A 24,643-nucleotide genomic window follows, 5' to 3' on the forward strand; every position below is an offset into this window, starting at 1 on the left:
CATGGCAAAGCACACACCACGCAGCGCAGGACGGCGCCTACTGGGCGCTGTTCCGGCGTTCTTCCGAGGAATTCGCAGACGGCGGCGGGAGTCTCTCCAGTTCTCCGCCGTGATCGTCGCGACCTCTCTTGCTCTGGTGGCGTTCATCTTTGCCGGCAACTTCCTTTCGACCCAGATCGCCAACAGCCTGTTCAAAGAACGCCAGGAACAGGCTCTGGAGGAGTCGTCGAGCGGTTTCTCCGACGTCCAGAAAATCTTTGACAACGCGGTGGCCTCGGACCAGAACGAGGTCCAGTCGCTCATGCGCGAGACGCTCACGATCCTGGAGAACCACGGTGCTGACGCGAAACGTCAATGGATACTCATCCCCGTCGACTACCACCAGGGCCAGGGATATGTCGGGCCGCTGAGCCAGAACGACTGGATGACGTCGTCGTCCGTGCCCCAGGACCTGCAGAAACAGGTTGCGGCGCAGAATGGTGTCTTCTGGCAGTCGTCCAAGGTCCAGGCGAACGGAGACGGGGCGGAAATCCCGGTCCTCTTCGTGGGGACCAAGGTGCACCTGAACCAGGGCAATGACTACGCGCTCTACCTCGTCTACGATCTGTCGTCCTCCCAGAAGACTCTGGACTACATCCAGCTGGTGATCGTGGCGGGGTTCGCGATTCTTCTGATCTTCGTTGCGACGATCGTCTGGTGGGTGACGCGCTCCGTGATCCGGCCCATTTCCCAGACCGCGCGCTCGGCGGAGCGTCTGTCCCGTGGGGACCTCAACGAACGCGTCGCGGTGAGAGGCGAGAACGAGGCCGCGGTGCTGGGAAATTCCTTCAACCACATGGCCGACAGCCTCCAGGACCAGATCATTCAGCTCGAGACTCTGTCCAAGATGCAGCAAAGATTCGTCTCGGACGTCTCTCACGAGCTGCGCACCCCTCTGACCACGGTCAAGATGGCTGCGGAACTGCTGTACGGGGGTCGGGAGGAGATGGACCCCTCCTTCCAAAGATCCACGGAATTGCTGTACCACCAGGTCGATCGCTTCGAGTCGTTGCTGTCCGACCTGTTGGAGATTTCCCGTTTCGACGCAGGCTCGGCCACCTTGGACTCGAGCACCGTGGACCTAGCGGATCTGGTCGAGGACACCGTGGAGTCCGTCCGGCCCCACCTGGACAAACAGAGATTGGACGTGCGGCTCCACGGGACCGAGGAACGGTGCTCCGTGGAGATGGACCCGCGGCGCATCGAGCGCGTCGTGAGAAATTTGCTCGTCAACGCAATCGAGCACTCGGAGGGGCGGCAGATCGACGTCTACATCGCCTCCAACGAGCTCGACGCCGCCGTGGCTGTTCGGGACCACGGCGTGGGCATGACTCCCGAGCAGACCCGGGAAGTGTTCAACAGGTTCTGGCGCGCGGATCCCTCCCGCAAGAGGACTTTGGGAGGAACCGGCCTGGGCCTGTCCATCGCCGCGGAGGACACACGACTCCACCAAGGGCGGCTGGAAGCGTGGGGACAGCTCGAGCACGGCGCGTGCTTCCGGCTCACCCTGCCCAAACGAGGAGGGCGTCCGGCCGGTGACTCGCCGCTGGGTCTCCCGCCGGAAGGCGTGCCTGACACGCCCGCTTCACTTCCCGAGGTCGAGGACCGCGGCGCGGAGGTTCAGGACTCCGAAGGCTCGCAGGAGGACACCGAATGAAGAGCGGAAACAGACCTCAGGCTCCCCGGCGGCGTCGGTCGTCGGCCGTACGCGCCGTCGCGTGCGCGACCGCCGTCGGACTGCTGGTCGTCGGGTGCGGACGCATCCCAACGAGCGGCCCGGTCTACCACTACAACGAACCCGACTCCCAGGCCTCGTCCACGGCCCCCGCGTTCAACCCTTCGGGACCGGAGAAGGGTGCCTCACCGAACGAGATTCTCAGCGGCTTCCTCCAAGCCGGAACCGGGGTCGAGAACGACTACTCCGTGGCCCGCGAGTATCTCACCACGGAGCTTGCCGGGACATGGAAGCCCGAGGACCGGACGCTCGTGCGAAGCAATGACGTCTCGATCGACGCCAAGGACGGCAACCAGCCGGCCACGGCGGAGGTCAACGTGTCGACGTCGATCGACGGGAGGGGCATCGCGACGTCGTACAGGAACCCCGACAAACAGAAGATCACCGCGAAGTTCCAGCAGGTCAACGGGCAGTGGCGCATTTCGGAGATTCCGAACGGAACCATTGTCTCGCGGCAGGAATTCGAGCAGCTGTTCCGCTCGTTCACGCTGTACTTCTACGATCCGACGTTCAGCTACGCCGTGCCGGACATCCGCTGGTTCGCCAATCGTTCGACAGCGGCGACGTCGGTTGTGCGCGTTCTGCTCCAGGGCCCGGCGCCGTACCTGGAAGGCTCAGTCGTCTCGGCGATACCGGCGGGGACGAACCTGATGAGGCAATCGGTTCCGGTCAGCAACTCCTCGGCCGAGGTGGGCCTGTCCGGTGAAGGGGTCACCGACGCGAACCAGCTGACGCTCGAAAGGATGAACACCCAACTCGAGCAGACGCTGAAGAGCACGAGCTCGGTCGACAGCGTGCGATTGTCGGTCGACGACAAAGCCGTGGAAACGGGGAAGGTGGCCGACTACCGGCCCGCCTCCGTCAACCCCCAGGTTCCCAGCCCCCAAGTCGGGGTCCTGGACGGGCAACTCGTGACGTACGCCGATGGGCAGTCCCGCAAGGTCTCGGGACTGGGGTCCAACGACGTCGAGCCCAGCATGCCGACCATGGACACGGACCGCCGGCTGTACGCGTACACGAATTCGGACCGCAACCACCTTGGCGTCCGGTCGACCAACGGCAAGTCCATGGACGCCGATATGGACGAAAACATCACTGCCCCGAGCATCGATGCCAACAAGTGGGTGTGGGCCGGTGGCTCCGAAGGCTCCGTGTACGCATGGAACACGCGCGGCGACAGCCAGGACCCGCAGACCGTCGGTGCCGACTGGCTCAAGGGCCAGCACATCCAGTCCTTCAAGGTCTCCCGCGATGCTTCCAGAGCCCTGATCGTCACGGGCGAGGGCAACGATTCACGCGTGTGGATCAGCGGCATCAAACGGGACGACCAGGGTGCTCCCGAAAGTCTGGGGGAGCCGTTGCGCGTGGGGACGACTCATAACGCCACTCAGGCCGCATGGATCTCCGACACCGAGGTCGTGACGGCAAATACGCAGGACGGCAGCGTGCAGACCGTGTCTCTCTCGGGGGACACCCACGACGTCAACGGCCTGTCGGACATCGAGCACATCACCGGTGGCAACGGGCGAGAATCCGTCTACGCGCAGACCGGCGGGGACACATACATTCTGACGGGAACATCCTGGACGCGCGTGGACACCAAGGTCCGCGACCTGTCCTACGCGGAGTGAACGGGTCGTCCACAATGGGCCGATCTCTGACCACAGCACCACGTAGTAGGCCATAATGGCGGCAATCCATCGATGGATCGGGGGTGCGGGATGGGAACGTGGCGCGACAGACGGACCTACGACGCCGCCGCCTCGGCGGTCGCCGGCACGCTGGCGGACGCCGTCGAGGTGGTCATTCCGCAGCCCTGCGCCGTGTGCGCGAGCGGCCGGGGCCCCGTCTGCCGCGTGTGCAGGGCGCTCGTGCACCGATGGTCGGCTTACCCCGTCAACGTGGCTCCGGTGCTTCCGCACTGGCCGTCCGACCGGGTCTGTATCGCCTCTGGTCCCTACCGCCACGAATTTGCCCAACTGATTCTGGCCTTCAAGAACGGAGGCCGGCTGGACACCACGCCGGTTCTGGGGCGTGCGCTGGGCCGGGGTCTGGCTGCCTTGCTTCGGGACGTCGAGGGACAAGAAATGCAGCCCTCACGGTCTCGGGGCGGGCACGCGCCCGTGATCATTCCGGTGCCCTCCTCGGCACGAGCCTTCCGACGGCGCGGATTTGTGCCCAGTGAGGTCCTGGCCCGCCGAGCGACGGCCCCGAGGTCGGGCCTCGGGGCGGTACCGCGCAACGCACGCCTGCAGGTGGCTCCGGTCCTGATGGCTCGGCGTCGTCCGATGCGCTCTGTCCTCGACTCACGAGTTCGCCGGGCAGTGGGCCAGAAGGGACTGAACGCACGTCAGCGCTCGGCCAGAGCGGCGTCGTCCATGACGATCGGCATGCCCGGCCTGGCGGGGGTGATGGGCTTGCGCCCGAACTTGGACAATCTGCCGTGCGTCCTTGTCGACGACGTGGCGACGACCGGGTCGACATTGCGGGAATCGGTGCGAGCGGTCGAAGACGCCGGTGGCCGAGTGGTCGGAGCCGTCGTGCTCGCGAGTGTTCGCCTCCCTGGGAAGAATTGCTCGGTGTTCAGCGAGTCACTTCCTACGGATGGGTGACGAAAGATCGTCGGTCGATTAACGTTGAGTCAAGGAGACGGTCAGATCCTCTCCCCGTGAGGCTCGAGGACCCCCGAGCACGGCTCGCAGGCCGGCGAGACCTCACCTCGCCCAACCACGGGAGGCCATCGTGGAACTCAACGTATACGGACGCAACGTCAAGGTTCCGGATCGTTTTCGGGAGTATGCAGAGGAAAAGGTCGAGAAGTTCGAGAAGCTCAACGAGCGTGTGGACGTCATTGACATCAAGGTCAGCAAAGTGGGGAACGGTCCCCAAGCCATGACGGTTGAGATCACGGTCCAGGGAAAGGGGCCGGTCCTTCGCGCCGAAGCCCAGGGCTCGGACAAGTTCGCTGTTTTCGAGGACGCCTACTCGAAGTTGTTGGAGAGGCTTCGCAGGGCCCGAGACCGCAGGAAGATCCACCGCGGCCACCACCGTCCGGTCTCCGTTTCCGAGGCCACGGGGTCCATTCCCGTGATCGACGGGTCGTCCGGGGGAGAGGTCCCGATCGAGGAAATTGTCCTCGAGAAGAACTCGGACACCGGAGAGAGCGATGCGTTCGATGCGGAGTACCCGCTGACTGACGATGTTCCGCCGGTTGAAATCCGTCGCAAGACATTTCCCACAGAAAAAATCACCGTTGACCAGGCGGTGGACAGGATGGAGCTCGTGGGGCACGACTTCTACCTGTTCGTCGACGCCGAATTGGACCAGCCTGCCGCCGTGTACCGTCGCAAGGGGTGGACGTACGGAGTGATCGTCCTGGGCGACGACGCCCCTCCCGAAGGCCTCAATGAGACGCGACTCTACAAGTCGGTTCCCGAGGGATAATTCCTTATCTCATCACCGGAGACGCTTCGCCCGGGCCCACGGCCCGGGCGATTCGTCTGCGGTCCACAAATTTGTTCTCTTCTGAGGCAAAACCCAGCCGGCATGTTTACACTTGCGTAGACTGGGCTGTCGAGGTCGATCCTCCGGTTGCCCTCGGGCGAGCCGCGGATGCGGCCGCCGAACTCGGAATCTCATCAGCTACTAGGAGTAAGTGCACGTGGCATCCTTCTTGGAAAAGGTTCTCCGCACAGGGGACAAAAGACTGCTCAAGAAATTGAGAGTCTATGCCGATGCCATCAACTCGTTGGAAGAGGATTTCAAGGAGTACACGGACGCGGAGTTGCGCGCGGAAACGGACTCCTTCAAGAAGCGTATCGAAGACGGCGAATCTCTCGACGTTCTGCTTCCCGAAGCCTTCGCGGTGGTCCGCGAGGCGGCGAGCAGGACGCTGGGACAGCGTCACTACGATGTTCAGCTGATGGGTGGCGCCGCGTTGCACCTGGGCAATATCGCCGAGATGAAGACCGGTGAGGGCAAGACGCTCGTGGCCACCGCCCCCGCATATCTGAACGCCCTGACCGGCAAGGGCGTCCACGTCGTGACGGTCAACGACTACCTTGCCGAATACCAGGCCAATCTGATGGGCCGTGTCTACCGGTTCCTGGGCTTGGAAACGGGCGTCATCCTGGCCCAGCAGACCCCCGAGGTCCGCCGCAAACAGTATGAGGCGGACATTACGTACGGCACGAACAACGAATTCGGTTTCGACTACCTCCGCGACAACATGGCCTGGACCGTGGACGAACGCGTCCAGCGGGGCCACAGTTTCGCCATCGTCGATGAGGTCGATTCGATTCTGATCGACGAAGCACGTACTCCGTTGATCATCTCCGGTCCGTCCTCGGGAGAGGCCAACCGTTGGTACAACGAGTTTGCCCGCGTGGCCAAGACACTCGTGAAGGACCAGGACTATGAGGTCGACGAAAAGAAGAAGACCGTCGGCGTGCTCGAGAGCGGCATCGAGAAGGTCGAGGACCACTTGGGAATCGACAACCTCTACGAATCCGAGAACACGCCCCTGATCGGCTTCCTGAACAACGCCATCAAGGCCAAGGAACTGTTCATCAACAACAAGGATTACGTCGTCCTCAAGGGCGAAGTCCTGATCGTGGATGAGCACACCGGGCGTATTCTTCCCGGCCGCCGGTACAACGAAGGCGTACACCAGTCGATCGAGGCCAAGGAACAGGTCGAGGTCAAGGCCGAGAACCAGACTCTGGCAACCGTGACTCTTCAGAACTACTTCCGCCTCTACGACAAGCTCTCCGGCATGACCGGTACGGCCGAGACCGAGGCAGCGGAATTCGTCAATACCTACGAGCTCGGCATCGCCGTGATCGATCCCAACAAGCCGCTGATCCGCAAGGACCAGCCTGACCTCGTGTACAAGAACGAGGTCGCGAAGTTTGCGGCTGTGGTCAAGGACATTGCCAAGCGCCATGAAAAGGGCCAACCGGTTCTGGTCGGTACCACGAGCGTCGAGAAATCCGAGTACTTGTCCAAACTGCTGGTCAAGGAAGGCGTTCCGCACGATGTTCTGAACGCCAAGAACCACGCGAGAGAAGCTGCCATCGTCGCCCAGGCGGGCCGCAAGGGCGCCGTGACCGTGGCGACGAACATGGCCGGACGTGGTACGGACATCATGCTCGGCGGCAACGCCGAGTTCGACGCCGTCGACCGGATGACGGAGCTTGGGTACGACTCCCAGGAGCGACCCGAGGAATACGAGGCCAAGTGGCCTGAGGTCCTGGCCGAGTGCGAACAGGCGGCCAAGCAGGAGCACGATGAGGTCACCGAGCTCGGCGGCCTGTACGTGCTGGGAACCGAAAGGCACGAATCGCGCCGCATCGACAATCAGTTGCGTGGGCGTTCGGGCCGTCAGGGAGATCCCGGCGAATCGCGCTTCTACCTGTCCTTGGCGGACGACCTCATGCGTCTGTTCAACGGTGCGGCCGCGGCGCGTCTCATGGCCGGCGCACCGGATGACACCGCTCTGGAGCATCGTATTGTCACCCGAGTGATTGCATCGGCCCAGAACCAGGTTGAGGCCAGAAACGCCGAGCAGCGCAAGAACATCCTCAAGTACGACGATGTTCTGAACCGTCAGCGCGAGGCCATCTACTCGGATCGCGCCAAGATCCTTGAGGGCGATGACATCCGGGAACAGATCCAGAAGTTCATCGAAGAGGTCCTCACCTCGGCGATCGAGGACAAGACGAAACAGGGGCATGCCGAGGACTGGGACCTCGAACGCCTGTGGGAGTCCTTGGAGACCATCTACCCCGTGTGCATTTCGATCAAGGAGCTCGAGGACTCGGTCGGCGGGCGTTCGAAGATCACCCAGGAGAAACTCATCCAGGAGATCCTCTCCGATGCGAAGGTCATCTACGAGACCCGTGAGGAAGAGGTCGGCTCCGACGCGATGCGCAACATTGAGCGCCGGGTCGTCCTGTCCGTGATCGGTCGTCAGTGGCCCGAACATCTCTACGAGATGGATTATCTCAAGGAAGGCATTGGTCTGCGGGCCATGGCCCAGCGCGATCCGTTGATCGAATACCAGCGCGAGGGCTACGCCATGTTCCAGTCGATGATGGATGCGATCCGTGAGGAAACGGTTGCGTACCTGTTCAACCTGGACCTGACCAAGCAGCGCACCCAGATGTCCTCTCAGGCTCTGACCATTCCGCAGCAGCCCAAGTTCCTCCGTGTCTCGGCACCCAGCGAGGACGGCGGGGAGGAATCACACGTCGAGGCCAACCCGGAGGAGAGCGGCGCGGGCACGAATTCGTCCGGGAAGGATTCGAAGGGCGAGTCTTCGAAGGCCGGAGCGTCCTCCTCGGAGACCGATGCTCCCGCATCGGAAGCACCGCGTAGCGGCGGCGCCAAGAAGAAGGGCCGCAAAAAGCGCAAATAGGCAGCTGGCTCGAGTCGATTCCATCGTTCGTCGGGCCGACCATGAGGGCCGGGACCTGTATTATTCGGGTCCCGGCCCTTATGCGTCCTACCCGATTTCCGCTTGAATGATCTGTCACTGGCCTTTGGGCTTGTGGATGCGCAGGGCCAAGGCTCGGCTTCTTTCCCCATTGTCCACGACCACGCTGGCCTCGTATTCGTCATTCCCCACCGGAATGGCCCGAACTCTCCGCGGCCTCAGGTTCTCCGGATCGAATCGTCTGCCCCCGAACGGAGGCTCGGAGACGACAGGATGCTCGGCGGTCTCCAGGTGAGCTCGTCTCTCGATGCGGTCAAGAACGTCCGGGTGGACCCACCGACTCAATTGGCTCGAGGACCGTTTGCCTGAGACCACCTCGATGATGGCGACTCCCATGGCGCCAGCAATCGCGTGAACTCGGCGCAATTCTTCACGGTAGTCCGTGGTGCGGTTGCGCCACTTGTAGAACGGTGGCGGACCCTCAGGATGTGCACGAGGCGTACCTCGCAGACTTTCGATGGACAGGACGGTGCCCCTTTTGGTGATTCGCCGTCGTCCATGGTGTTCCGGTCGTGAACTCATCGGAGATCCTTTCGTGATGACAGGAGATGGATGAGGCCCACCCTGCGGGCGAACGCTCAAGGCGTCCCGATCCGTTCGGGACAGCCGCGCAAGAGGTATCTGAGGACGCGTCCGGGCTCACCACACGTATGGTGAGCCCGGGGCGGCCGTTGGTCATGGCGGCACAGTACAGTTCGGGGAGCAGGAGTATCCGTGTGCCGAGACTCAAGACCGGAAGCGTGTAGCGGCACCAGCGGGACGTCGTAGCGCGCGAAGCATCTTTCGCCATGCATGGTGGGACAGGGTTTGGTTCGACATGGCGCCGTGGAGGGCTCGTGGCCATCATGGAAGTCCTTTGATGCCGTTTGGTGCGAGTAGATGCCTTTTATATTTACCGCCCGTCTCGCCCCTCGTAAAGACCTGTGGATAACCAGTAGGCCCGAAAAATCAGAGTGTCACGCAATACAGAATGCGCAACAATGGGCGGTGATTCGCTGCTCGTGGCATACCGGGCAGGGTCGTTCGCTCGGGCGGGTCGGCGTTCAGACCTGGTCGGGGTCCTGCGACCCCGTGGCCGCAGCCGACCGGCGGTAGGCCTCGGCGATGTACTCCTCCAGAACTGCACGCTCGACGCGCCATTGTCCGCGGCCTCCTACCTGGATGGCCGGCAGCTCGCCCGAACGGACCATGGCACGTGTTTGGGACACCGAGACGTTCAGGATCTCGGCGACGTCGACCAGCGTGAGAAAGCGTTGCGCGACCATGAGCGAAATCCCTTCGATGAGAAGTCCTGTGGTTCCGAGTCCATTGCTGAGGTCGTGTATATCTCGGGCCGTGCCGTCCGGCAAGTTGCTGGTTGCGGTCGCGGGGCGGCCCGGCGGCCGGACTCCGGACGGGCGAGGACAGGCGCGGTGCTGGGGACCTAAGATGGAGGCTGACCGCCAGATTTCTATCCCGAGGACGACATGACGCTCGCAGAACCTCTGCTCAAGACCGGCGAATTCGGCCCGGGGGATTCGGAATGGCTCCACCTCTTGGTGGGTGACTGGCAGATGATCGCGGATCTGGCGCAGGGGGACCTGGTCCTCTGGTTCCCGGAAGAGTTCCTGTCGAGCGAGAGGAGCGGGCGGGGGCAAGGCGGCCCGGCCCCGGATGCGGGGTTCTCCGGTATGGCGCACGTCCGGCCATCGACGACGCAGACCGTGTTCCATCGGGACATGGTCGGGTTGCGGATGAGCACGCAGGTGGAGGCGGCCGCTCGCGCGTGTTGGTTCGACCAGGCCACACAGTTTTTGGACCGCGTCGACTGGAATGCGGAGTCGACCATGAGGGTCGTGCTCTACCCGCTGGTCCGCAACGGTCGCACCGTGGCTCTGCTCTCTCTGCACCACGGTGAGCAGTCGGGACGCATGCAAGGTCGGCTCGACACGGTGTTCCGGGAAACCGCACGCGAAATACTCAGCATGGTCGCTCGAGGCGCGTGGCCGGACTTCAGCTCATCCAATGAAGCATCCCGGGGGAACCCTCGAGTCAGCGATGGGGTCATCCGGTTGGACGCGGAGGGTCGAGTCACCTTCGCGTCCCCCAACGCGGTGTCGGTCTATCGGCGGCTCGGGTTTGCCGACGCTCTCACGGGAAATTTGTTGGCCGAGCTCACGAGGGATCTGCTTCCTGCGGCCGAAAAAGCGGACGAGACCCTGCCCCTGGTTCTGACGGGTCGCATGCCCTGGAGGGGCGAGGTCAGTACAACAAAGGTCAGCATCACGTTCAGGGCGGTCCCTCTCAGGCGTCAGACTCGTCGAGGCGAAGAGCGATTCGGTGCTCTTCTCCTGTGTCGTGACGTGACCGAACTGCGCCGTCGGGAACTCGAGCTCATGACCAAGGACGCGACGATCCGCGAAATCCACCACAGGGTCAAGAACAACCTGCAAACCGTCTCGGCGCTCCTGCGGCTTCAGGCACGCCGTATGTCCTCACCCGAGGGGAAGCAAGGGCTTGAACAGGCGATGCGCCGTGTGGCCACGATTGCCATGGTGCACGAGGCGCTGTCCCAGGGACTGACTCAGAACGTCGATTTCGACGATCTGATCAATCGGCAGTTCCACCTCGCGGCGGAGGTCGCGTCGCCCGGACAGGCAGTCTCGACGGAGATGACGGGGGAGTTCGGGCACCTCCCCAGTGAATTGGCCACTCCTTTGGCGCTGATCATCAACGAAGTCGTCGCGAACGCGGTCGAGCACGGGTTGGACGGAGAATCCGGAACCGTCACCTTGGACGGCCAGAGGGCCGAGACGGGCGATGGGCAGGAACTCGTGGTCACGGTGGGGGACAACGGCGTCGGCATGGGCGTCAGCTACATCGAGGAGTCAGGGGTCTCCGCGTATCGTCCTCCGTCCGACGGCGAGGGACTGGGCATGCAGATTGTTCGCACTCTGGTGGCCAGCGAGTTGAAGGGCTCCATTGTCTGGCGCCCGCGTGCCGGCGGCGGAACAGAGGTCGTCATCACGGCCCACATCCCCGAGGGCTCGGTCGACAGAACATAGCGCGGGGACGGGCCCGAGCTGTCACGCTTGTCCACGCGAGAACGCCCCCGGCAGAAAGGATCTGCCGGGGGCGTTGACTCCCTGAGGAGCGCTGAGGATCTGTTGCAGAGCCTAGGAAGCGCGGCGGGCGCGAGCTGCGCGGCGCTTCAGCGCGCGTCGCTCGTCCTCGCTCATTCCTCCCCAGACTCCTGAGTCCTGGCCGGTTTCCATGGCCCACTGCAAGCAGGTGTCCATGACGGTGCAGCTGCGGCAGACGGCTTTTGCCTCTTCGATCTGCAGGAGGGCCGGACCGGTGTTCCCGACCGGGAAGAAAAGCTCAGGGTCCTTTTCGAGACAGGCTGCGCGACTGCGCCAATCCATCGATGCACGCTCCTTGTTTCACATGTGATGCCTCGCCCTGAGCGGCCAGTGCGGACCCCAAGGCGAGTGATACAAATAAAGAGCCCCCAAGATCAGGGGGCTTGTCCGAGAACTGTTTAAAGGTTCGCACGTAAACTTCTCGTGAACAAGGGAAACCGTCGACAGGTTGACCCCATACGTGATGTTTTATCTCACACGCGACAGTGCTTGACACGGAAAGTTTGTCCGGCGCAATAGATGGGATCCGGTCCCGAAATCTGTGCGGCAGGAGAGGCCGGATGGCCTCGTTAGAATGAGGTTATGACTGACACCCCCTCGGACGGTACCCGGCACGAAACCGGGCCCGAATCACCGGCTTCGCGACGCCCGCCCCTGCCCGTTGTCGTCCTGGCGGGACTCGTCGCGATCGAGGGGCTGGGGCTGGTTGTTGCCGGCCTGGTGCAGACGGTCGAGGTCTTCTTCCAGGACCACGCGATGCCTTTCGGGGCCATCGTGATCATGTCGCTTCTCTACATCGGATATGGCCTGTGGCTCCTCGGAGCTGCGCGGAGTATCACGAAGGGAAGTTTGTGGCCGCGGGCCCTGATTCTGCTCACGCAGGTCTTCCTGATCGTGATCTTGTTGCAAATGATCTCCGCGTGGGGCCTCTTCCTGGCTCTGCTTCCGGTGGCCTACGGCGCGCTCGTGGGGATTCTCCTGTTCAGCTCTCCGGTCCAGAATCATCTGTTGCGGGCCAACGACCTCCCCGAGAGACGCTGACCGGTACGAATGCCTGGGCGCGGGGCCTCCCCTCCGAACAGCGGGAATCCTGAACCTTGTCCAGGATCCGCGTTCGACCAGGAGTCCTTCCGTCTGGTCGAGAGCCAGCCTGTGCGGCGGAACCGGTTCCGACCGGAAGCTCGCGCAGCCATGACTGAGAGGACCCACGAAGATCGCGGAATGTGCACTGCGGATCGTCTCGGTCCAGGGCGAGGCGACGATGGCGGACGAGTCCATCGGAAAAGTCATGATGCACGCGTCGTGAGAAGCAATGATGTCCGCAAGGATGTGGCGAGGCGCCACCGTCCACGCGGGAACATTCCTCACGACGGCCACGCAGGCATCCGCCCTGCTGATCGTCTTCGCGTCCGGCCCCGTCGGCTTCGCGTGCCGGTGGTTTTCCGGGGGAACGAAAACTCTGAACTGAAGATGTGGATTGAACGCCTCCAGCGCGTCGATCATTCTTTGCTCACCACCGGACGTCGAGTGGACCAAGGCGGTACCTTCCCCTTGGTGCACCCGGGTGCGGCATTCCTCGCCGAGTGGGGATGAGACCCCGAGCAGGATTTCTGTGCCACGGGGAAATTCGGACGTCGCAGTGGGATCAACGGGCCGATCGTGAAGCGACCGTGAGGGCTGGGCGCGGTCCCGCCCTGCGTCGTCGAACGGAACCCAGGACAGGTCCGAGTCGACCCTCCTGAATCGGGGCAGCTGACACGTGTCCTCTGGTGGAGTGAGGCGTGAACGACGGCGGTGGGCCGCGGTGCGGTCGGCATCGTCTTGGGCAATGATCCTGCTGACGGCCGCGGCAAGATGGGTCAACAAGGATTCGGGCGGAGTATTGAGCCCCACGGGGCGCGATTTTCACACACCCGTCCGTCCGCGATCGACAATTCGGCAAGGATTTCCAGGCTCTCACGCGGATGCGCCGCCCTGTACTCGTTGGTCTCGGCACGGTGGGCAAAAACATGGGACGAGCAGTACGGTCTCAGCTCCGGTGGCACCCTCTTTGCACCGAGCAGGACCACATTGCACGGTGCGTCCCCGGCGGTGAGCAGGTTCAGTATCTCAACGCCCAGGTCGTGTCCGCGTGACAGGAAAGCCTCGAAGAGCCGGTCCACTCCCTGGACGATCACGAGCGCATCGGGCCGACTGCCACCTGAAATGACGGGTGCCAGACGACGCAGGACTTCGAGTACGAAGAGAGGGTCGTCCAGACCCGCAATGCCTCGGAGGTCCGAACCTGCGTGACGAGCACTCACGCACGCAAGCCGAGTCGCCTCGTCCGCGGCAAGCACGTACACCACGGATGAGGCGTGGGAGGCGGACAGGACCAGCCGTGCAACAAATGCTCGCTGCTGGGGGACCGTGCCTACCACCTCGAGGACTCCGTGGTCGCGCGCTCGCCAGAACAGTGGACCCTGCCATGCCCGTGCCGGCGCCTCTCCGAGGCCGAGGAACAGCCCCGATGGGTGCCGGCCCGGATCGGCGCCGGTCGGCGGGGGAAGAAGGGGCTGGGAACAGTCGACCTGCGTGGATCGGGGCGGGACGGCGAAACGCAAGGCAACTCGCCCCGGGGCGATGAGGTCCCCGAAGCGAACAACGTCGTCGCCTATCGACGACTCTGGGGGAGACCCTCCCACGACCGGGTCGCCCGAGGGGAAAGTCAAGTGACCCTCGACGATGTGCGGTGCGCCAGGAGGAAGGGCCGGCAAACGGTCCACGAACCACGCGCGGAACCCGAGGACGACGCCGTCCACCTTGACGAGACCGGCTCCGGGCCCTTCGGAGCTCAACGACGCCGCCTGGGGCGTGCCGATCACGCTGATGGAATCCGCGTCCGAGGCCACGCGAAAACAGACATTCACGGACACATTCGCCCGAATGTCGGCGGAGATGGCTCCCTGGGGCCTCTGGGTCGACATGATGAGGTGGAAACCAAGCGAACGACCCGTCGTCGCAATGTGGAGGAGCCGGTCCATGGCCCGGGGAAAAGAGTCCACGAGGACTCGGAATTCGTCCACGACCACGGCGATCTCGGGGAGCACCTCGTCCCGGCCAGGTTTCGTCGCACAGTGCTCGAGATATTCGACCCAATTGCGGGCGCCCACCGTGGCGAAGAGGGCTTCCCTGCGGCGCAGCTCGGCGCGCAAAAAGGCCAAGTCCCTCAAGACAGCTGTTTCATCCAGATCGGTCAGGGTCGCGTGAACATGCTGCAGTCGGCACAAGGGGCCGAAACTCGCCCCGCCCTTGAAATCGATGAGCACGAATCCCAGTCGTTCGGGAGGATAGCGCAAGGCCATACCCAGCACGAGGCTCCGCAGGAACTCCGATTTGCCCGACCCGGTCGCCCCCGCGACCACGCAGTGGGGCCCGACCTCGTTGAGATCGACCACGACGGGAGCACCCGAAACTGGCGCGCGGCCGAGGTCGGCGAGAAGAGCGCGGTCGTAGCGTGTCCTGTTCCACCGCTCCGGGGCCGTTTCCACGGCCAGATCCTCACGCGATGACATGAGGCAGCCGGTATCTCCACCAACCGACCCATTCGAACGGTGTCCCTGAGCGAGTCGTTCGAGGACCTTCGAATCCGGGACGTCCGGGGCAAGGCACTCGACAGCGGACCCGTTCGCGAGGCCCGGACACCGTCCGCCCGCATTGCCATGAGGTACCAGCCGGAGTCCCCGTTGCGTCGGCACGATCACCATGCCTCGCCAGCCCGGGCCGACGGGGACCGGGTCCCTGTCCGCACCGACATAAACCTTCCAGACGGCGGGCCTCGGCCCTTCCTCGGCGGCACGAACCCCGCGACGCACGCACGTCATCTGGAGGACGGGGCTCGTGCGTGCCGAGTCTGCCGGAAGCCGGGACGCAGAGCCGGCCCCACCGACGCAAGAACTCGGTGCAGATCCGGCAGTCCCCGGCGCACCCGACCCATTCGAGCACAAGATGCTCGGCGAGGGCGTGCCCGATGAGCACAGGCAGACCGTCGGTACGCACGCCATCGCTCATGACCAGGACATGTGGAAGAGACAAGCTGGTCACCAGCGGCATGTCCTTGACCTGAGGCCCGGTCTGAGGGGAATTCGGCGAGATGTGCAGGTGACGGGTCCCTCGACCCCAACGAATCCAGAGCTCGTCGCCCGATAACGGGGACGACGCCGTATCTGTCATTCCATTCGACCGGGCCGGCAACGTTCCTTCGATACGGGCCACCGCATCGGCGAGCCTGAGCCCCACCGGAGGTATCGCCTGCGCGAGAACATCCAGCTCCCTGACTCGTGCGTCATGCAAACGACGACGGTTCCGTGCCGCTCCACCGCCTCTCGTGAGCCAATGGGCCCCACTGACCAGGGCGCTCATGGCGCCGAAGAGCAGCATGAACCACATGCCCCACAGCCACGCGGCCACGGCGCCGAAGGCAATCGGCATCAGGCTCGTCGCGAGCATCACCGCCCACCCCTGGGAAGGAGCGAACAAGCGGACCTCATGGGCCGGGATGGGGCTGCGCGAAGCGGCGTGGGTGGGGTGCCCCTGAGCGTCCTCGATGACCAGCGACGATCCGTGGAGACCGAGACGGTGCCCGGGCAGAAGCCGGATGCCACTGAGCCGGCCCACGGGTCGAAGGGTCACGCTCTCTCCACTGACGGAGAGGAACGCCGCACATGGCGGCAGGTGAGGGTTCTCCAACCGGATGTCGACGTCGTCGCGGCCGACGGCGTGGACCCCTCGACCGATGCGCGACCTGAAACCTGCCCCGAATCCCTCCGCGCACGCGATGGACAGTCTGGCCATGTGATCGACGTCCTCGGTGAGCGGACGCGCCCGGACCACGGCTCCGTCGACCAATGGAGCCGTTCCGAGGCTCGTCCCGTCCAGGGGCAGGTCGCCGATGTACCACGAAGCGTTCCTGTCGAGGCGCTCGCTGAGGATTTCCCCGACGAGTGCTCCCGGGGACCCCGTGCGGCCGGAGATCCTGACGGGCCAGCTGAGGGAGGCCTCAGGATCGAACACGGCGAGAGTCAGTTCCATACGGTGATTGAACGCCGAGGCGGCATGAACGGGGGATGAAATCCTGGCAAGGGCGCGAGAATGTGCATTCTCACCCCGCAATCCCCGAGAATTCGGGACTGTGGATGAATCGGTTCGTTACCGCACGTCGGAGACCGGATGAAAATCATGCTGACCATCCGCTGGGGATCGAGGCAAGTTCCCTCGCCGTGTTGTAGCTTGGTAGGTCGGGACTCCCGGTGAAGAGGTGTGGCGGACCGGCAGATGAATGGCCGTCGCGTGCTTTCTACTAGGATCACAGTCGAGAGGTCCGTGCCCGCACCCCGGTCGGGAACGGACAGGTCAGTCGGGGCCTCCCTCGGGCACCGGCTCAAGAGCAACAGGAGTTTTGCGTGAACGCAGATCTAGTGGTCGTAGGATCTGGTCTTTTCGGATTGACCATCGCCGAGCAAGCGGCGACCGAGTTGGGACTCAAGGTTGCCCTGCTTGACCGTCGCTCGCACATCGGCGGAAACGCCTACAGCGAGAAGGAAGAGAAGACGGGAATCGAGGTCCACCGGTACGGTGCGCACCTATTCCACACGTCCAACGAGCGGGTCTGGGAATACGTCAACCGGTTCACTCAGTTCACCAACTACGTCCACCGCGTCTACACGCGCCACAACGACGAAGTCTTCCCCATGCCGATCAACCTGGGGACCATCAACCAGTTCTTCCGTTCGGCCTACAGCCCGCAGGAAGCTCGCGACCTGATCAAGGAACAGGCCGGAGAACTCGCCGGAACGGACCCGGAGAACCTCAACGACAAGGGCATCCAGCTCATCGGCCGGCCCCTCTACGAGGCGTTCATCAAGCATTACACCGGCAAGCAGTGGCAGACGGACCCCAAGGACCTTCCGGCCTCGATCATCAATCGCTTGCCCGTCCGGTATACCTACGACAACCGCTACTTCAGTGACACTCACGAAGGACTGCCGGTCGACGGATACACCGCCTGGCTCGAGCGCATGGCCGACCACCCCAATATCGACGTGCGCCTCGACACCGATTTCTTCGACGACAGCCACGAATTCTCGCGGTCCAAGGTCCTGGGTCAGGTGCCCGTGGTCTACACCGGCCCCGTGGACCGGTACTTCGACTTCGCCGAGGGCGACTTGTCGTGGAGGACCATCGACCTGGAGGAAGAAGTTCTGCCGATCGAGGACTTCCAGGGATGCTCCGTAATGAACTACCCGGACGAGGGAGTTCCCTTCACCCGCATCCACGAATTCCGTCACTTCCACCCCGAGCGCGACTACACCAAGGACGCGACGGTCATCATGCGGGAGTTCTCCCGCTTCGCCGACAAGGGCGACGAGCCGTACTACCCGATCAACACCGATCTGGACCGCCAGAAGCTCCTGAAGTACCGGGACCTGGCTCGCGGTGAGAAATCCGTCCTCTTCGGCGGACGCCTCGGCACCTACAAGTACCTGGACATGCACATGGCCATCGGCTCGGCACTGTCCATGTTCGACAACAAGATCAAGCCGCACTTCCAAGGCGGGGCCAAGCTCGAAAGCGGGGGAGTCGACGCATGAGCAATCATCTGACGGAATCCAAGCCCGAAAACCTCAAGACCCTGCAGCGTGTCATCTTCCCGCCGGCTGAGCAGATGGACACCGTTCCGCTGTACGTCGACTCCGGTCAAGCGGCGGGCGTGCAGCTGTCGACCATGAACGGTGCCCTTGGAACCGATGACTCGCTTCCCACGGGAAAGAAGAAGTCCTCGGACCAGGACAGCTCGGGGTCCTCAGCGGCTTCTTCGGAAGCCCACGCGGAAGATTTCATCGACCGCAGATCGACCCTGATTCGCGCAGGCTCTCGACTGTCCTTCGCGACCTACTTCAACGCCTTTCCCGCGTCCTACTGGAAGCGGTGGACGAGCATCGATGACATCCGGCTGTCCGTCCACACTCAGGGCGAAGGCACGGTCATCATCTACAAGTCCAACGCTCGCGGATCGCTCCAGCGGGTGGACTCGCGCCGGGTGACGGGAAAGACCCATTCGACCTTCGACCTGCCGCTCAAGCCCTTCGGCGACGGCGGCTGGTACTGGTTCGACCTCATTGCGGGCAATGACACGCTCACGCTGGAAAAGGCGGACTGGGAGGGATACACGGACTCCACGTCGGCACCGGGCCGGATCACCCTCGAGATCACCACGCTGAACAAGCCTGACTTCTGCCTCAACAACCTCCGGTCTCTGGCCCAGTCTCCCGAGGCCATGGACGCGATCGAAGAGCTGCTCATCGTTGACCAGGGCAACAAGAAGGTCCAGGACGAGGAGGACTTCGAAGAGGTCGCGGCGAGCCTCAAGGGCAAGCTGCGGATCATCAACCAGTCCAATTTGGGCGGTTCGGGCGGGTTCTCCCGCGGAATGTACGAGTCCGTCCAGAACGGCAGCGACTATGCGCTGCTGTTGGACGACGACGTCGTGGTCGAGCCCGAGTCGATCATTCGGTTGCTGACTTTTGCCGACCTGTGCCGGAAGCCGACCATCGTCGGTGGGCACATGTTCGACCTGTACAACCGCACGGTGCTCCACACCTTCGGCGAGATCGTCAACACCTACCGGTTCCAGCCCGATCTGCCGCACGAGGACCAGACGCTCGGCCACGACTTCATGAAGTCGAACCTGCGCAACACGCCGTGGCTGCACCGCCGAGTTGACGTGGACTACAACGGGTGGTGGATGGACCTCATCCCCACCAAGGTCATCAAGGAGCTCGGGCTCGCACTGCCCGTCTTCATCAAGTGGGACGACGCCGAATACGGGCTGCGCGCCAAGAGGGCCGGCTACCACACGGTGTCGTTGCCGGGTGCAGCAGTGTGGCACGTGTCCTGGATCGACAAGGACGACCTGGTCGGATGGCAGGCCTACTTCCATATCCGGAACCGCATCATTGCGGCACTTCTCCACTCGCCGTACGAGCGTGGCGGCCGGCTGCTGCGGGAGTCGTCCTACGCCGACGTCAAGCATCTGATCTCGATGCAGTACTTCACCGAGCACGGTCGCATCATGGCCTTGCGCGATGTTCTGGCCGGTCCGGACCGATTGCACGAAATCCAGCCCCAGCGGCTCCCCGAGATCCGGTCACTGACGAAGCAGTACTCGGATGCCCAGTTCAAGGAGGACATCGAGGAGTTCCCCGAACCCCACATGAACAAGCCTCCGCGCAATGGGCGGGGCTTCAAGGCACCGTCGTACAAGACGCTCGTTCCCTGGGCGCTCAAGACGGTGACCAAACAGCTGGTCAAGCCCGTGGACGAAGAAACTCACGAGCATCCGCAGGCACACATTGCTCACCAGGACAACCGTTGGTGGCGTATGTCCCAATACGATTCGGCCCTGGTCTCCAACGCGGAGGGCACTGCGGTCTCGTGGTACCGTCGCCAGCCGGAGCAGTTGCGCACCAAGCTTTTCGAAGCCACGCGGCTGCACGCCGACATCTTGCGGAACTGGCCTTCCCTGAGGAAGCAGTATCGTGAGGCGGCATCCCGCATCACATCACTCGAAGCCTGGAAACAAACCTTCGATCAGCATACGGATTCCGAACTCAAACGATGACCACAGAAATCGCCAACAGAGACTTCCGGAGGCCCGGTCGTGGCCGAGGCCTCCTGGACGTCCCCAAGCACACCTTCCTCCTGCGGCTCCTGGTCGACAAGGAACTCCAGGTTCGATATCGGGGCTCGATCCTCGGCATCCTCTGGTCCTACGTCAAGCCGGGCGTGCAGTTCATCGTCTTCTATCTGGCCCTCGGCGTGTTCCTGGACCTCAACAAGGGGATCGAGAACTATGCGGTCTACCTGTTCTCCGGAATCGTGCTCATCAACTACTTCGGTGAGGCCTTCGGAAACGGTGCCCGCTGTTTCGTGGGCAACGGTGACCTGATCAAGAAGATCTATCTGCCGCGAGAACTGTTCTCGGTCTCGACCATCGGGGTGGGCCTGATCCACTTCGTTCCCCAGCTTCTGGTTCTGTTGATCGCCGACTTCGTGGTCGGCTGGCACCCGAACCTGATGCAGCTCGCGTGCGCCGTCGTCGGAATGTGCATTCTCACCGCCTTTGCGTACGGGCTGGGGCTCATCTTCGGCGTGGCCAACGTGTTCTTCCGGGACTCGGAGAACCTGGTGGACCTCCTCGTGATGGTTCTGACCTGGGTGTCTCCGATTATGTACGGCTGGGAACGTGTGGCCGAGAAGGCCCCGGAGTGGCTCCTGCACCTGTACCTCGCGAACCCGATCACGGTGTCCGTGGAGCTGTTCCACTACGCCTTCTGGTTCCCGTCTCTCGAGCACGAGTGGCATGTGCCGCCGCACCTGCTGACCACGTGGACGCCACTTGCCGTTGTCATCGCCCTCGTCACCGTCGTTGTCGGCGACTTGCTCTTCCGCAAGTTCGAGGGCAACTTCGCCCAGGAGCTCTGATTCATCGTGTCTTGGCTCGACAATGATCCCGAACTCTCGAAGCCGATGCCGCCGTACGTTCCCTCCACGGAACCGGTGGTCATCAAGATCGACAACCTGGTCAAGCGCTTCGTCCTGCGGCACACGAGGTCGATGAAGGAAGCCTTCGTCTGGCTCCTCAAGGGCCGCAAGGGCGATCTGTCGGAGAAATTCAACGCCCTGGACGGGGTCTCCCTGGACATCCACGAGGGGGAGAGGGTCGCCCTGCTCGGGCTCAACGGCTCGGGCAAGTCGACCCTGCTCAAGTTGATCTCGGGGGTCATGCACGGCGACCAGGGTGAGATCCTCGCCCGCGGTCGGATCGCCGGCCTGATCGAGGTCGGCGCCGGTTTCCACCCGGATCTGACCGGACGCGACAACGTCTACCTCAATGGCGCGATCCTGGGTATGACCAAGAGCGAGATCGACGAGAATTTCGACTCGATCGTGGAGTTCTCCGAGATCGAGCAGTTCATCGACACCGAGGTGAAGTTCTACTCCTCGGGTATGTACCTGCGACTGGCCTTTGCCGTGGCGGTGCACACCGACCCCGAGATCTTCCTGGTCGACGAAATTCTGGCCGTGGGCGACGAACCCTTCCAGAAGAAGTGCATCAAGAAGATCAAGGAACTCTCCCAACGCGGCAAGACGCTGATCGTGGTGAGCCACGACCTGGACATGGTCAAGCGTTTGTGCGAACGCGGCGTGGTGCTCGAGAACGGAAAGATCGTGGAGGACGGCGACATCCGTGACGCCGTCAGCCACTTGCGTCCCGACGGGTAGAGCACGAATCGCAACGACCCGTGGTGTGGCCCACTGTCATGTCGACAGTGGGCCACTTCTCATTCTGGTGCCAGGCAGGAGTAAAGTATTGGCAATGACGAATGTGCCGGGCCCCGCTGAGATGGTTGTGTACGTGATCGCCGATCCCGGCCTGCCCACCGGGCGAGTCTCGGCGATCCAGGATTCCCTGGAGAGCCGCCTCCAGACCCTTTCCTCTCTGAAGGTCCGGGTCGAGTCTCAGAGCGAGCTCATCAGGATTCGTCCCGACAACACCCTGGAAACCCGGGTCGTGGAACATCTGTCGGAGGGGCGGGTCGACGTCGTCATCCTCCTGACGGAGATCCCGAGGTACCTCGACAAGCGTCCACTCATTGCCGAGGCCTACCCGGAAGAGCGCGTGGCCGTGATTTCCTGCCCCACGCTGGGGGCGTGGGCCACCAAATCCAAGCTGATGAGGGTCGTGACGGACTGCGCGTACCGACTCATGAGCGACGAGCATGTTGCCGAAACATACGTCGATGACGGCTGGGGCAAATGGATCGTCCGCGACGACCGGGCGAGCCAGATCATGCTCGCTGATCCCCGCACGGGCCTGCCACGGACGGTCATGGGTGTGATCATGGCGAACGAACCGTGGCGTACCGTGCCCAAACTGTCCAGAGCACTCGCGGCCGCCTCGGCCACGGGGGCCTTCGGCATTTTCTACAACTCGATCTGGCAGATGTCGGAGGCGCTCAGCACAGGTCGTCTCTTCGTGATCTCGGCGCTGGCCGTCATCTCGATGGTCGGTTGGTTGCTCATCAGCAACCGACTGTGGGAGCGACCCAAATACGACAGGCTCTCGGTCATCGTGCTGCTGTACAACCTGTCGACCGTCACGACCCTCGTCTTCTGCGTGGTCACCCTGTACATAGCCCTCTGGGTCTTTATTTTCGTGGCGGGGGTGATCGTCATCGACCCACGGTTCATGGCGACGGTGATCGGTGGCGACGTCGACCTGGTCAACTATTCGGCGATCGCGTGGCTCAGCGCCTCGATGGGCGTGGTGGCGGGCGCGCTGGGCTCCGGATTCGACGATCAGATGGACTTGCGGCACATCACCATGGGAGCCCGGGAGCGGCAGCGGGCATACACGCAACAGGAGCCGCCCGCGGGACCCACCGTGTCCTAACCGAGATTGCGGTAGCGCATGGCGCGCTCGGCCTCGCGCTTGTCCTGTGCCTCGCGCAATGCGTGCCGCTTGTCGTACTCGCGCTTGCCCTTGGCCAGCGCGATCTCGATCTTCGCCTTCCCGCCACGGAAGTACAGCTGCAGGGGCACGATCGTGTAACCGGTCTCCCGGGACTTCTGGTCCAGCTTGTTGAGCTCCTGGCGGTGCAGGAGCAGTTTGCGGCGGCGTCGGGCCTCGTGGTTGGTCCACGATCCGCGGCCGTACTCGGCGATATGGATGTTCTCGACCCAGAGTTCGCCGCGGGTCAGCTGGCAGAAGCCGTCGGCAATCGAGGCCCCGCCATCACGGAGGGACTTCACCTCCGTGCCCATGAGGGCGATTCCGGCTTCGTAGGTTTCGATGATGTGGTAATCGTGTCGGGCCTTGCGGTTGGTCGCGATGACCTTGCGCCCGTCGTCGTTCTTTGTGGCCATGAGTCTAGTTCTGGTTCTTCTGCCCGTTGGGGCATCGGTGAATGGTCTATGAATGATCCGTCTGGCGCCCACTGGCGCGCCAACGGATTCCGGCATCGATGAATTCCTCGATGGATCCGTCGAAGACCGCGCTGGGGTTGCCCTCTTCGTGATTGGTCCGCAGGTCCTTGACCATCTGGTAAGGGTTCAGCACGTAGGAACGCATTTGGTCGCCCCACGAGGCCTTGACGTCGCCCGCGAGCTCCTTCTTCTTCGCGTTCTCTTCCTCCTGGCGCTGGAGAAGCAGGCGAGACTGAAGCACGCGCAGGGCCGCGGCCCTGTTCTGGATCTGCGACTTCTCGTTCTGCATCGACACGACGATGCCGGTCGGAATGTGGGTCATGCGCACCGCCGAGTCCGTGGTGTTCACGGACTGTCCACCAGGGCCGGAGGAGCGGAACACATCCACTTTGATTTCGTTCTCGGGGATATCGATGCTGTCCGTCTGCTCGATCAGGGGGATGACTTCGACCGCGGCGAACGAGGTCTGGCGACGTCCCTGATTGTCGAAGGGGGAGATGCGCACGAGCCTGTGCGTCCCCGCCTCCACGGACAGCCGACCGAAGGAGTACGGTGCCTTGACCTCGAAGGTCGCGGATTTGAGGCCGGCTTCCTCGGCGTACGAGGTATCGAGGACCTTGGTGGCGTAACCGTGCTTCTCCGCCCAGCGCAAGTACATCCGCATCAGCATCTCGGAGAAATCGGCGGCGTCGACGCCGCCCGCTCCCGCTCGAATCGTCACCACGGCTTCCCTGGGATCGTATTCTCCGGACAGCAGGGTCACGATCTCCAGGTCTGCCAGGGCCTTCCGCACGGAACCGAGTTCTGACTCCGCCTCCGCGAGGAGGTCGGCGTCCTCTTCCTCCTGGGCCAGCTCGACCATCGTTTCGAGGTCGTCGATCCGGCCGGACAGCTTCTCCAGGCGATCCAGTTCGGATTGCCGGTGGGAGAGCTCGGAGGTCACCTTCTGAGCGGCCTCGGGATCATCCCAGAGGCTCGGAGCGGCCGCGGCCTCGGAGAGGTCCGCGATGGTTGCGCGCAGACCGTCGACGTCGCTGACCTGCTCGATCTGGGCATAGGTGGCGCGGAGATCCTTGAGCGCTGCGGAGAAATCGGTGGAAGCCATATTCATCAAGTCTAGTCGATCCGGAGGCTCCCGGTCTCCGCACGGCTGGGGTCGACGGTTCGAGGCTTGGCGGCGTGGGGTTTTCAAGGGCTCGCGGACGGAGTATAGTGAAGAGGCCC

19 protein-coding genes are annotated in these 24,643 nt (G+C 63.2%); 12 read left to right on the plus strand and 7 right to left on the minus strand.

The features are described 5' to 3' along the window. The first annotated feature begins 1 nt into the window (after position 1). The 5 genes from mtrB (at position 2) to secA (ending at position 8,192) form a co-directional block, all read left to right on the plus strand. Entirely contained in the window at positions 2 to 1,696 is a 1,695-nt protein-coding gene (gene mtrB / locus ACTSLZ_RS06590; protein ID WP_443094516.1) for an MtrAB system histidine kinase MtrB, read from the plus strand. Then, positions 1,693 to 3,405 carry an LpqB family beta-propeller domain-containing protein gene (locus tag ACTSLZ_RS06595; RefSeq protein WP_443094517.1) on the plus strand — a complete coding sequence of 571 codons (1,713 nt, stop codon included), beginning with the start codon at positions 1,693 to 1,695 and terminating at the stop codon, positions 3,403 to 3,405. Before mtrB ends, ACTSLZ_RS06595 begins: the two co-directional genes overlap by 4 nt. A gap of 90 nt (positions 3,406 to 3,495) precedes the next feature. Beyond that, entirely contained in the window at positions 3,496 to 4,386 is an 891-nt protein-coding gene (locus ACTSLZ_RS06600; protein WP_443094518.1) for a ComF family protein, read from the plus strand. A 130-nt stretch (positions 4,387 to 4,516) separates the two neighbouring features. Then, positions 4,517 to 5,218, plus strand: a complete 702-nt coding sequence (hpf, locus tag ACTSLZ_RS06605; protein WP_129314119.1) for a ribosome hibernation-promoting factor, HPF/YfiA family — start codon at positions 4,517 to 4,519, stop codon at positions 5,216 to 5,218. A 217-nt stretch (positions 5,219 to 5,435) separates the two neighbouring features. Beyond that, entirely contained in the window at positions 5,436 to 8,192 is a 2,757-nt protein-coding gene (secA, locus tag ACTSLZ_RS06610; RefSeq protein ID WP_443094519.1) for a preprotein translocase subunit SecA, read from the plus strand. Between the two features lie 114 nt (positions 8,193 to 8,306). Here the strand turns inward: secA and ACTSLZ_RS06615 are convergent, their stop codons facing one another. Both ACTSLZ_RS06615 and ACTSLZ_RS06620 read right to left on the minus strand, forming a co-directional pair. Next, positions 8,307 to 8,792: an Rv3235 family protein gene (locus ACTSLZ_RS06615; protein WP_443094520.1), complete on the minus strand. Its 486-nt coding sequence runs from the start codon at positions 8,790 to 8,792 to the stop codon at positions 8,307 to 8,309. 521 nt (positions 8,793 to 9,313) lie between these two features. Continuing rightward, positions 9,314 to 9,535 (minus strand): helix-turn-helix domain-containing protein, encoded by a 222-nt coding sequence (locus ACTSLZ_RS06620; RefSeq protein ID WP_443094521.1) that lies wholly within the window; start codon positions 9,533 to 9,535, stop codon positions 9,314 to 9,316. A gap of 201 nt (positions 9,536 to 9,736) precedes the next feature. On the opposite strand from ACTSLZ_RS06620, the gene ACTSLZ_RS06625 reads away from it, so the two are divergent. Beyond that, the gene (locus ACTSLZ_RS06625; protein WP_443094522.1) at positions 9,737 to 11,314 is read left to right on the plus strand and encodes a sensor histidine kinase; all 1,578 of its coding nucleotides are present in this window, start codon (positions 9,737 to 9,739) and stop codon (positions 11,312 to 11,314) included. Positions 11,315 to 11,425: 111 nt separating this feature from the next. Here the strand turns inward: ACTSLZ_RS06625 and ACTSLZ_RS06630 are convergent, their stop codons facing one another. Further along, positions 11,426 to 11,674: a WhiB family transcriptional regulator gene (locus ACTSLZ_RS06630; protein ID WP_030014762.1), complete on the minus strand. Its 249-nt coding sequence runs from the start codon at positions 11,672 to 11,674 to the stop codon at positions 11,426 to 11,428. A gap of 300 nt (positions 11,675 to 11,974) precedes the next feature. Here ACTSLZ_RS06630 and ACTSLZ_RS06635 point away from each other — a divergent pair, with 300 nt between their 5' ends. Further along, positions 11,975 to 12,433 (plus strand): hypothetical protein, encoded by a 459-nt coding sequence (locus ACTSLZ_RS06635; RefSeq protein WP_443094523.1) that lies wholly within the window; start codon positions 11,975 to 11,977, stop codon positions 12,431 to 12,433. 818 nt (positions 12,434 to 13,251) lie between these two features. Here ACTSLZ_RS06635 and ACTSLZ_RS06640 read toward each other — a convergent pair. Both ACTSLZ_RS06640 and ACTSLZ_RS06645 read right to left on the minus strand, forming a co-directional pair. Beyond that, positions 13,252 to 14,946 carry an FtsK/SpoIIIE domain-containing protein gene (locus tag ACTSLZ_RS06640; protein ID WP_443094524.1) on the minus strand — a complete coding sequence of 565 codons (1,695 nt, stop codon included), beginning with the start codon at positions 14,944 to 14,946 and terminating at the stop codon, positions 13,252 to 13,254. Further along, positions 14,933 to 16,462 (minus strand): hypothetical protein, encoded by a 1,530-nt coding sequence (locus ACTSLZ_RS06645; protein WP_443094525.1) that lies wholly within the window; start codon positions 16,460 to 16,462, stop codon positions 14,933 to 14,935. The genes ACTSLZ_RS06640 and ACTSLZ_RS06645 overlap by 14 nt, the downstream gene beginning before the upstream one ends. 371 nt (positions 16,463 to 16,833) lie before the next feature. Here ACTSLZ_RS06645 and glf point away from each other — a divergent pair, with 371 nt between their 5' ends. The 5 genes from glf to ACTSLZ_RS06670 all read left to right on the plus strand — a co-directional run bounded on the left by glf (position 16,834) and on the right by ACTSLZ_RS06670 (position 22,886). Beyond that, positions 16,834 to 18,021 carry a UDP-galactopyranose mutase gene (gene glf, locus ACTSLZ_RS06650; RefSeq protein ID WP_129314125.1) on the plus strand — a complete coding sequence of 396 codons (1,188 nt, stop codon included), beginning with the start codon at positions 16,834 to 16,836 and terminating at the stop codon, positions 18,019 to 18,021. After that, on the plus strand, positions 18,018 to 20,051 hold the full coding sequence (locus tag ACTSLZ_RS06655; RefSeq protein ID WP_178979655.1) for a glycosyltransferase: 2,034 nt from the start codon (positions 18,018 to 18,020) through the stop codon (positions 20,049 to 20,051). The genes glf and ACTSLZ_RS06655 overlap by 4 nt, the downstream gene beginning before the upstream one ends. Next, positions 20,048 to 20,914: an ABC transporter permease gene (locus tag ACTSLZ_RS06660; RefSeq protein ID WP_178979656.1), complete on the plus strand. Its 867-nt coding sequence runs from the start codon at positions 20,048 to 20,050 to the stop codon at positions 20,912 to 20,914. The genes ACTSLZ_RS06655 and ACTSLZ_RS06660 overlap by 4 nt, the downstream gene beginning before the upstream one ends. Before the next feature lie 45 nt (positions 20,915 to 20,959). Continuing rightward, on the plus strand, positions 20,960 to 21,715 hold the full coding sequence (locus ACTSLZ_RS06665) for an ABC transporter ATP-binding protein (protein ID WP_129314487.1): 756 nt from the start codon (positions 20,960 to 20,962) through the stop codon (positions 21,713 to 21,715). 94 nt (positions 21,716 to 21,809) lie between these two features. Beyond that, positions 21,810 to 22,886: a hypothetical protein gene (locus ACTSLZ_RS06670; protein ID WP_321201219.1), complete on the plus strand. Its 1,077-nt coding sequence runs from the start codon at positions 21,810 to 21,812 to the stop codon at positions 22,884 to 22,886. Here the strand turns inward: ACTSLZ_RS06670 and smpB are convergent. Further along, positions 22,883 to 23,359 carry an SsrA-binding protein SmpB gene (smpB, locus tag ACTSLZ_RS06675; protein ID WP_443094526.1) on the minus strand — a complete coding sequence of 159 codons (477 nt, stop codon included), beginning with the start codon at positions 23,357 to 23,359 and terminating at the stop codon, positions 22,883 to 22,885. The two genes, ACTSLZ_RS06670 and smpB, sit on opposite strands and share 4 nt — an antisense overlap. 46 nt (positions 23,360 to 23,405) lie before the next feature. After that, positions 23,406 to 24,524, minus strand: coding sequence for a peptide chain release factor 2 (gene prfB / locus ACTSLZ_RS06680; RefSeq protein ID WP_443094527.1), 1,119 nt, complete (start codon positions 24,522 to 24,524; stop codon positions 23,406 to 23,408). Positions 24,525 to 24,643: the final 119 nt, after the last annotated feature.

The sequence above is a fragment of the Rothia koreensis genome, from assembly GCF_052232265.1.
GTDB classification, from domain to species: Bacteria; Actinomycetota; Actinomycetes; order Actinomycetales; family Micrococcaceae; genus Rothia; species Rothia koreensis.

Bases quoted from the DNA above. Each gene is read 5' to 3' on its own strand.
- ACTSLZ_RS06665 (WP_129314487.1), top strand. From the start codon at position 20,960: ATGCCGCCGTACGTTCCCTCCACGGAACCGGTGGTCATCAAGATCGAC.
- prfB (WP_443094527.1), bottom strand. From the start codon at position 24,524: ATGGCTTCCACCGATTTCTCCGCAGCGCTCAAGGATCTCCGCGCCACC.
- ACTSLZ_RS06630 (WP_030014762.1), bottom strand. From the start codon at position 11,674: ATGGATTGGCGCAGTCGCGCAGCCTGTCTCGAAAAGGACCCTGAGCTT.
- ACTSLZ_RS06615 (WP_443094520.1), bottom strand. From the start codon at position 8,792: ATGAGTTCACGACCGGAACACCATGGACGACGGCGAATCACCAAAAGG.
- mtrB (WP_443094516.1), top strand. From the start codon at position 2: ATGGCAAAGCACACACCACGCAGCGCAGGACGGCGCCTACTGGGCGCT.
- ACTSLZ_RS06635 (WP_443094523.1), top strand. From the start codon at position 11,975: ATGACTGACACCCCCTCGGACGGTACCCGGCACGAAACCGGGCCCGAA.
- ACTSLZ_RS06595 (WP_443094517.1), top strand. From the start codon at position 1,693: ATGAAGAGCGGAAACAGACCTCAGGCTCCCCGGCGGCGTCGGTCGTCG.
- ACTSLZ_RS06625 (WP_443094522.1), top strand. From the start codon at position 9,737: ATGACGCTCGCAGAACCTCTGCTCAAGACCGGCGAATTCGGCCCGGGG.
- ACTSLZ_RS06660 (WP_178979656.1), top strand. From the start codon at position 20,048: ATGACCACAGAAATCGCCAACAGAGACTTCCGGAGGCCCGGTCGTGGC.
- smpB (WP_443094526.1), bottom strand. From the start codon at position 23,359: ATGGCCACAAAGAACGACGACGGGCGCAAGGTCATCGCGACCAACCGC.
- ACTSLZ_RS06620 (WP_443094521.1), bottom strand. From the start codon at position 9,535: ATGGTCGCGCAACGCTTTCTCACGCTGGTCGACGTCGCCGAGATCCTG.
- ACTSLZ_RS06640 (WP_443094524.1), bottom strand. From the start codon at position 14,946: ATGTCATCGCGTGAGGATCTGGCCGTGGAAACGGCCCCGGAGCGGTGG.
- ACTSLZ_RS06600 (WP_443094518.1), top strand. From the start codon at position 3,496: ATGGGAACGTGGCGCGACAGACGGACCTACGACGCCGCCGCCTCGGCG.
- ACTSLZ_RS06655 (WP_178979655.1), top strand. From the start codon at position 18,018: ATGAGCAATCATCTGACGGAATCCAAGCCCGAAAACCTCAAGACCCTG.
- ACTSLZ_RS06645 (WP_443094525.1), bottom strand. From the start codon at position 16,462: ATGGAACTGACTCTCGCCGTGTTCGATCCTGAGGCCTCCCTCAGCTGG.
- ACTSLZ_RS06670 (WP_321201219.1), top strand. From the start codon at position 21,810: ATGACGAATGTGCCGGGCCCCGCTGAGATGGTTGTGTACGTGATCGCC.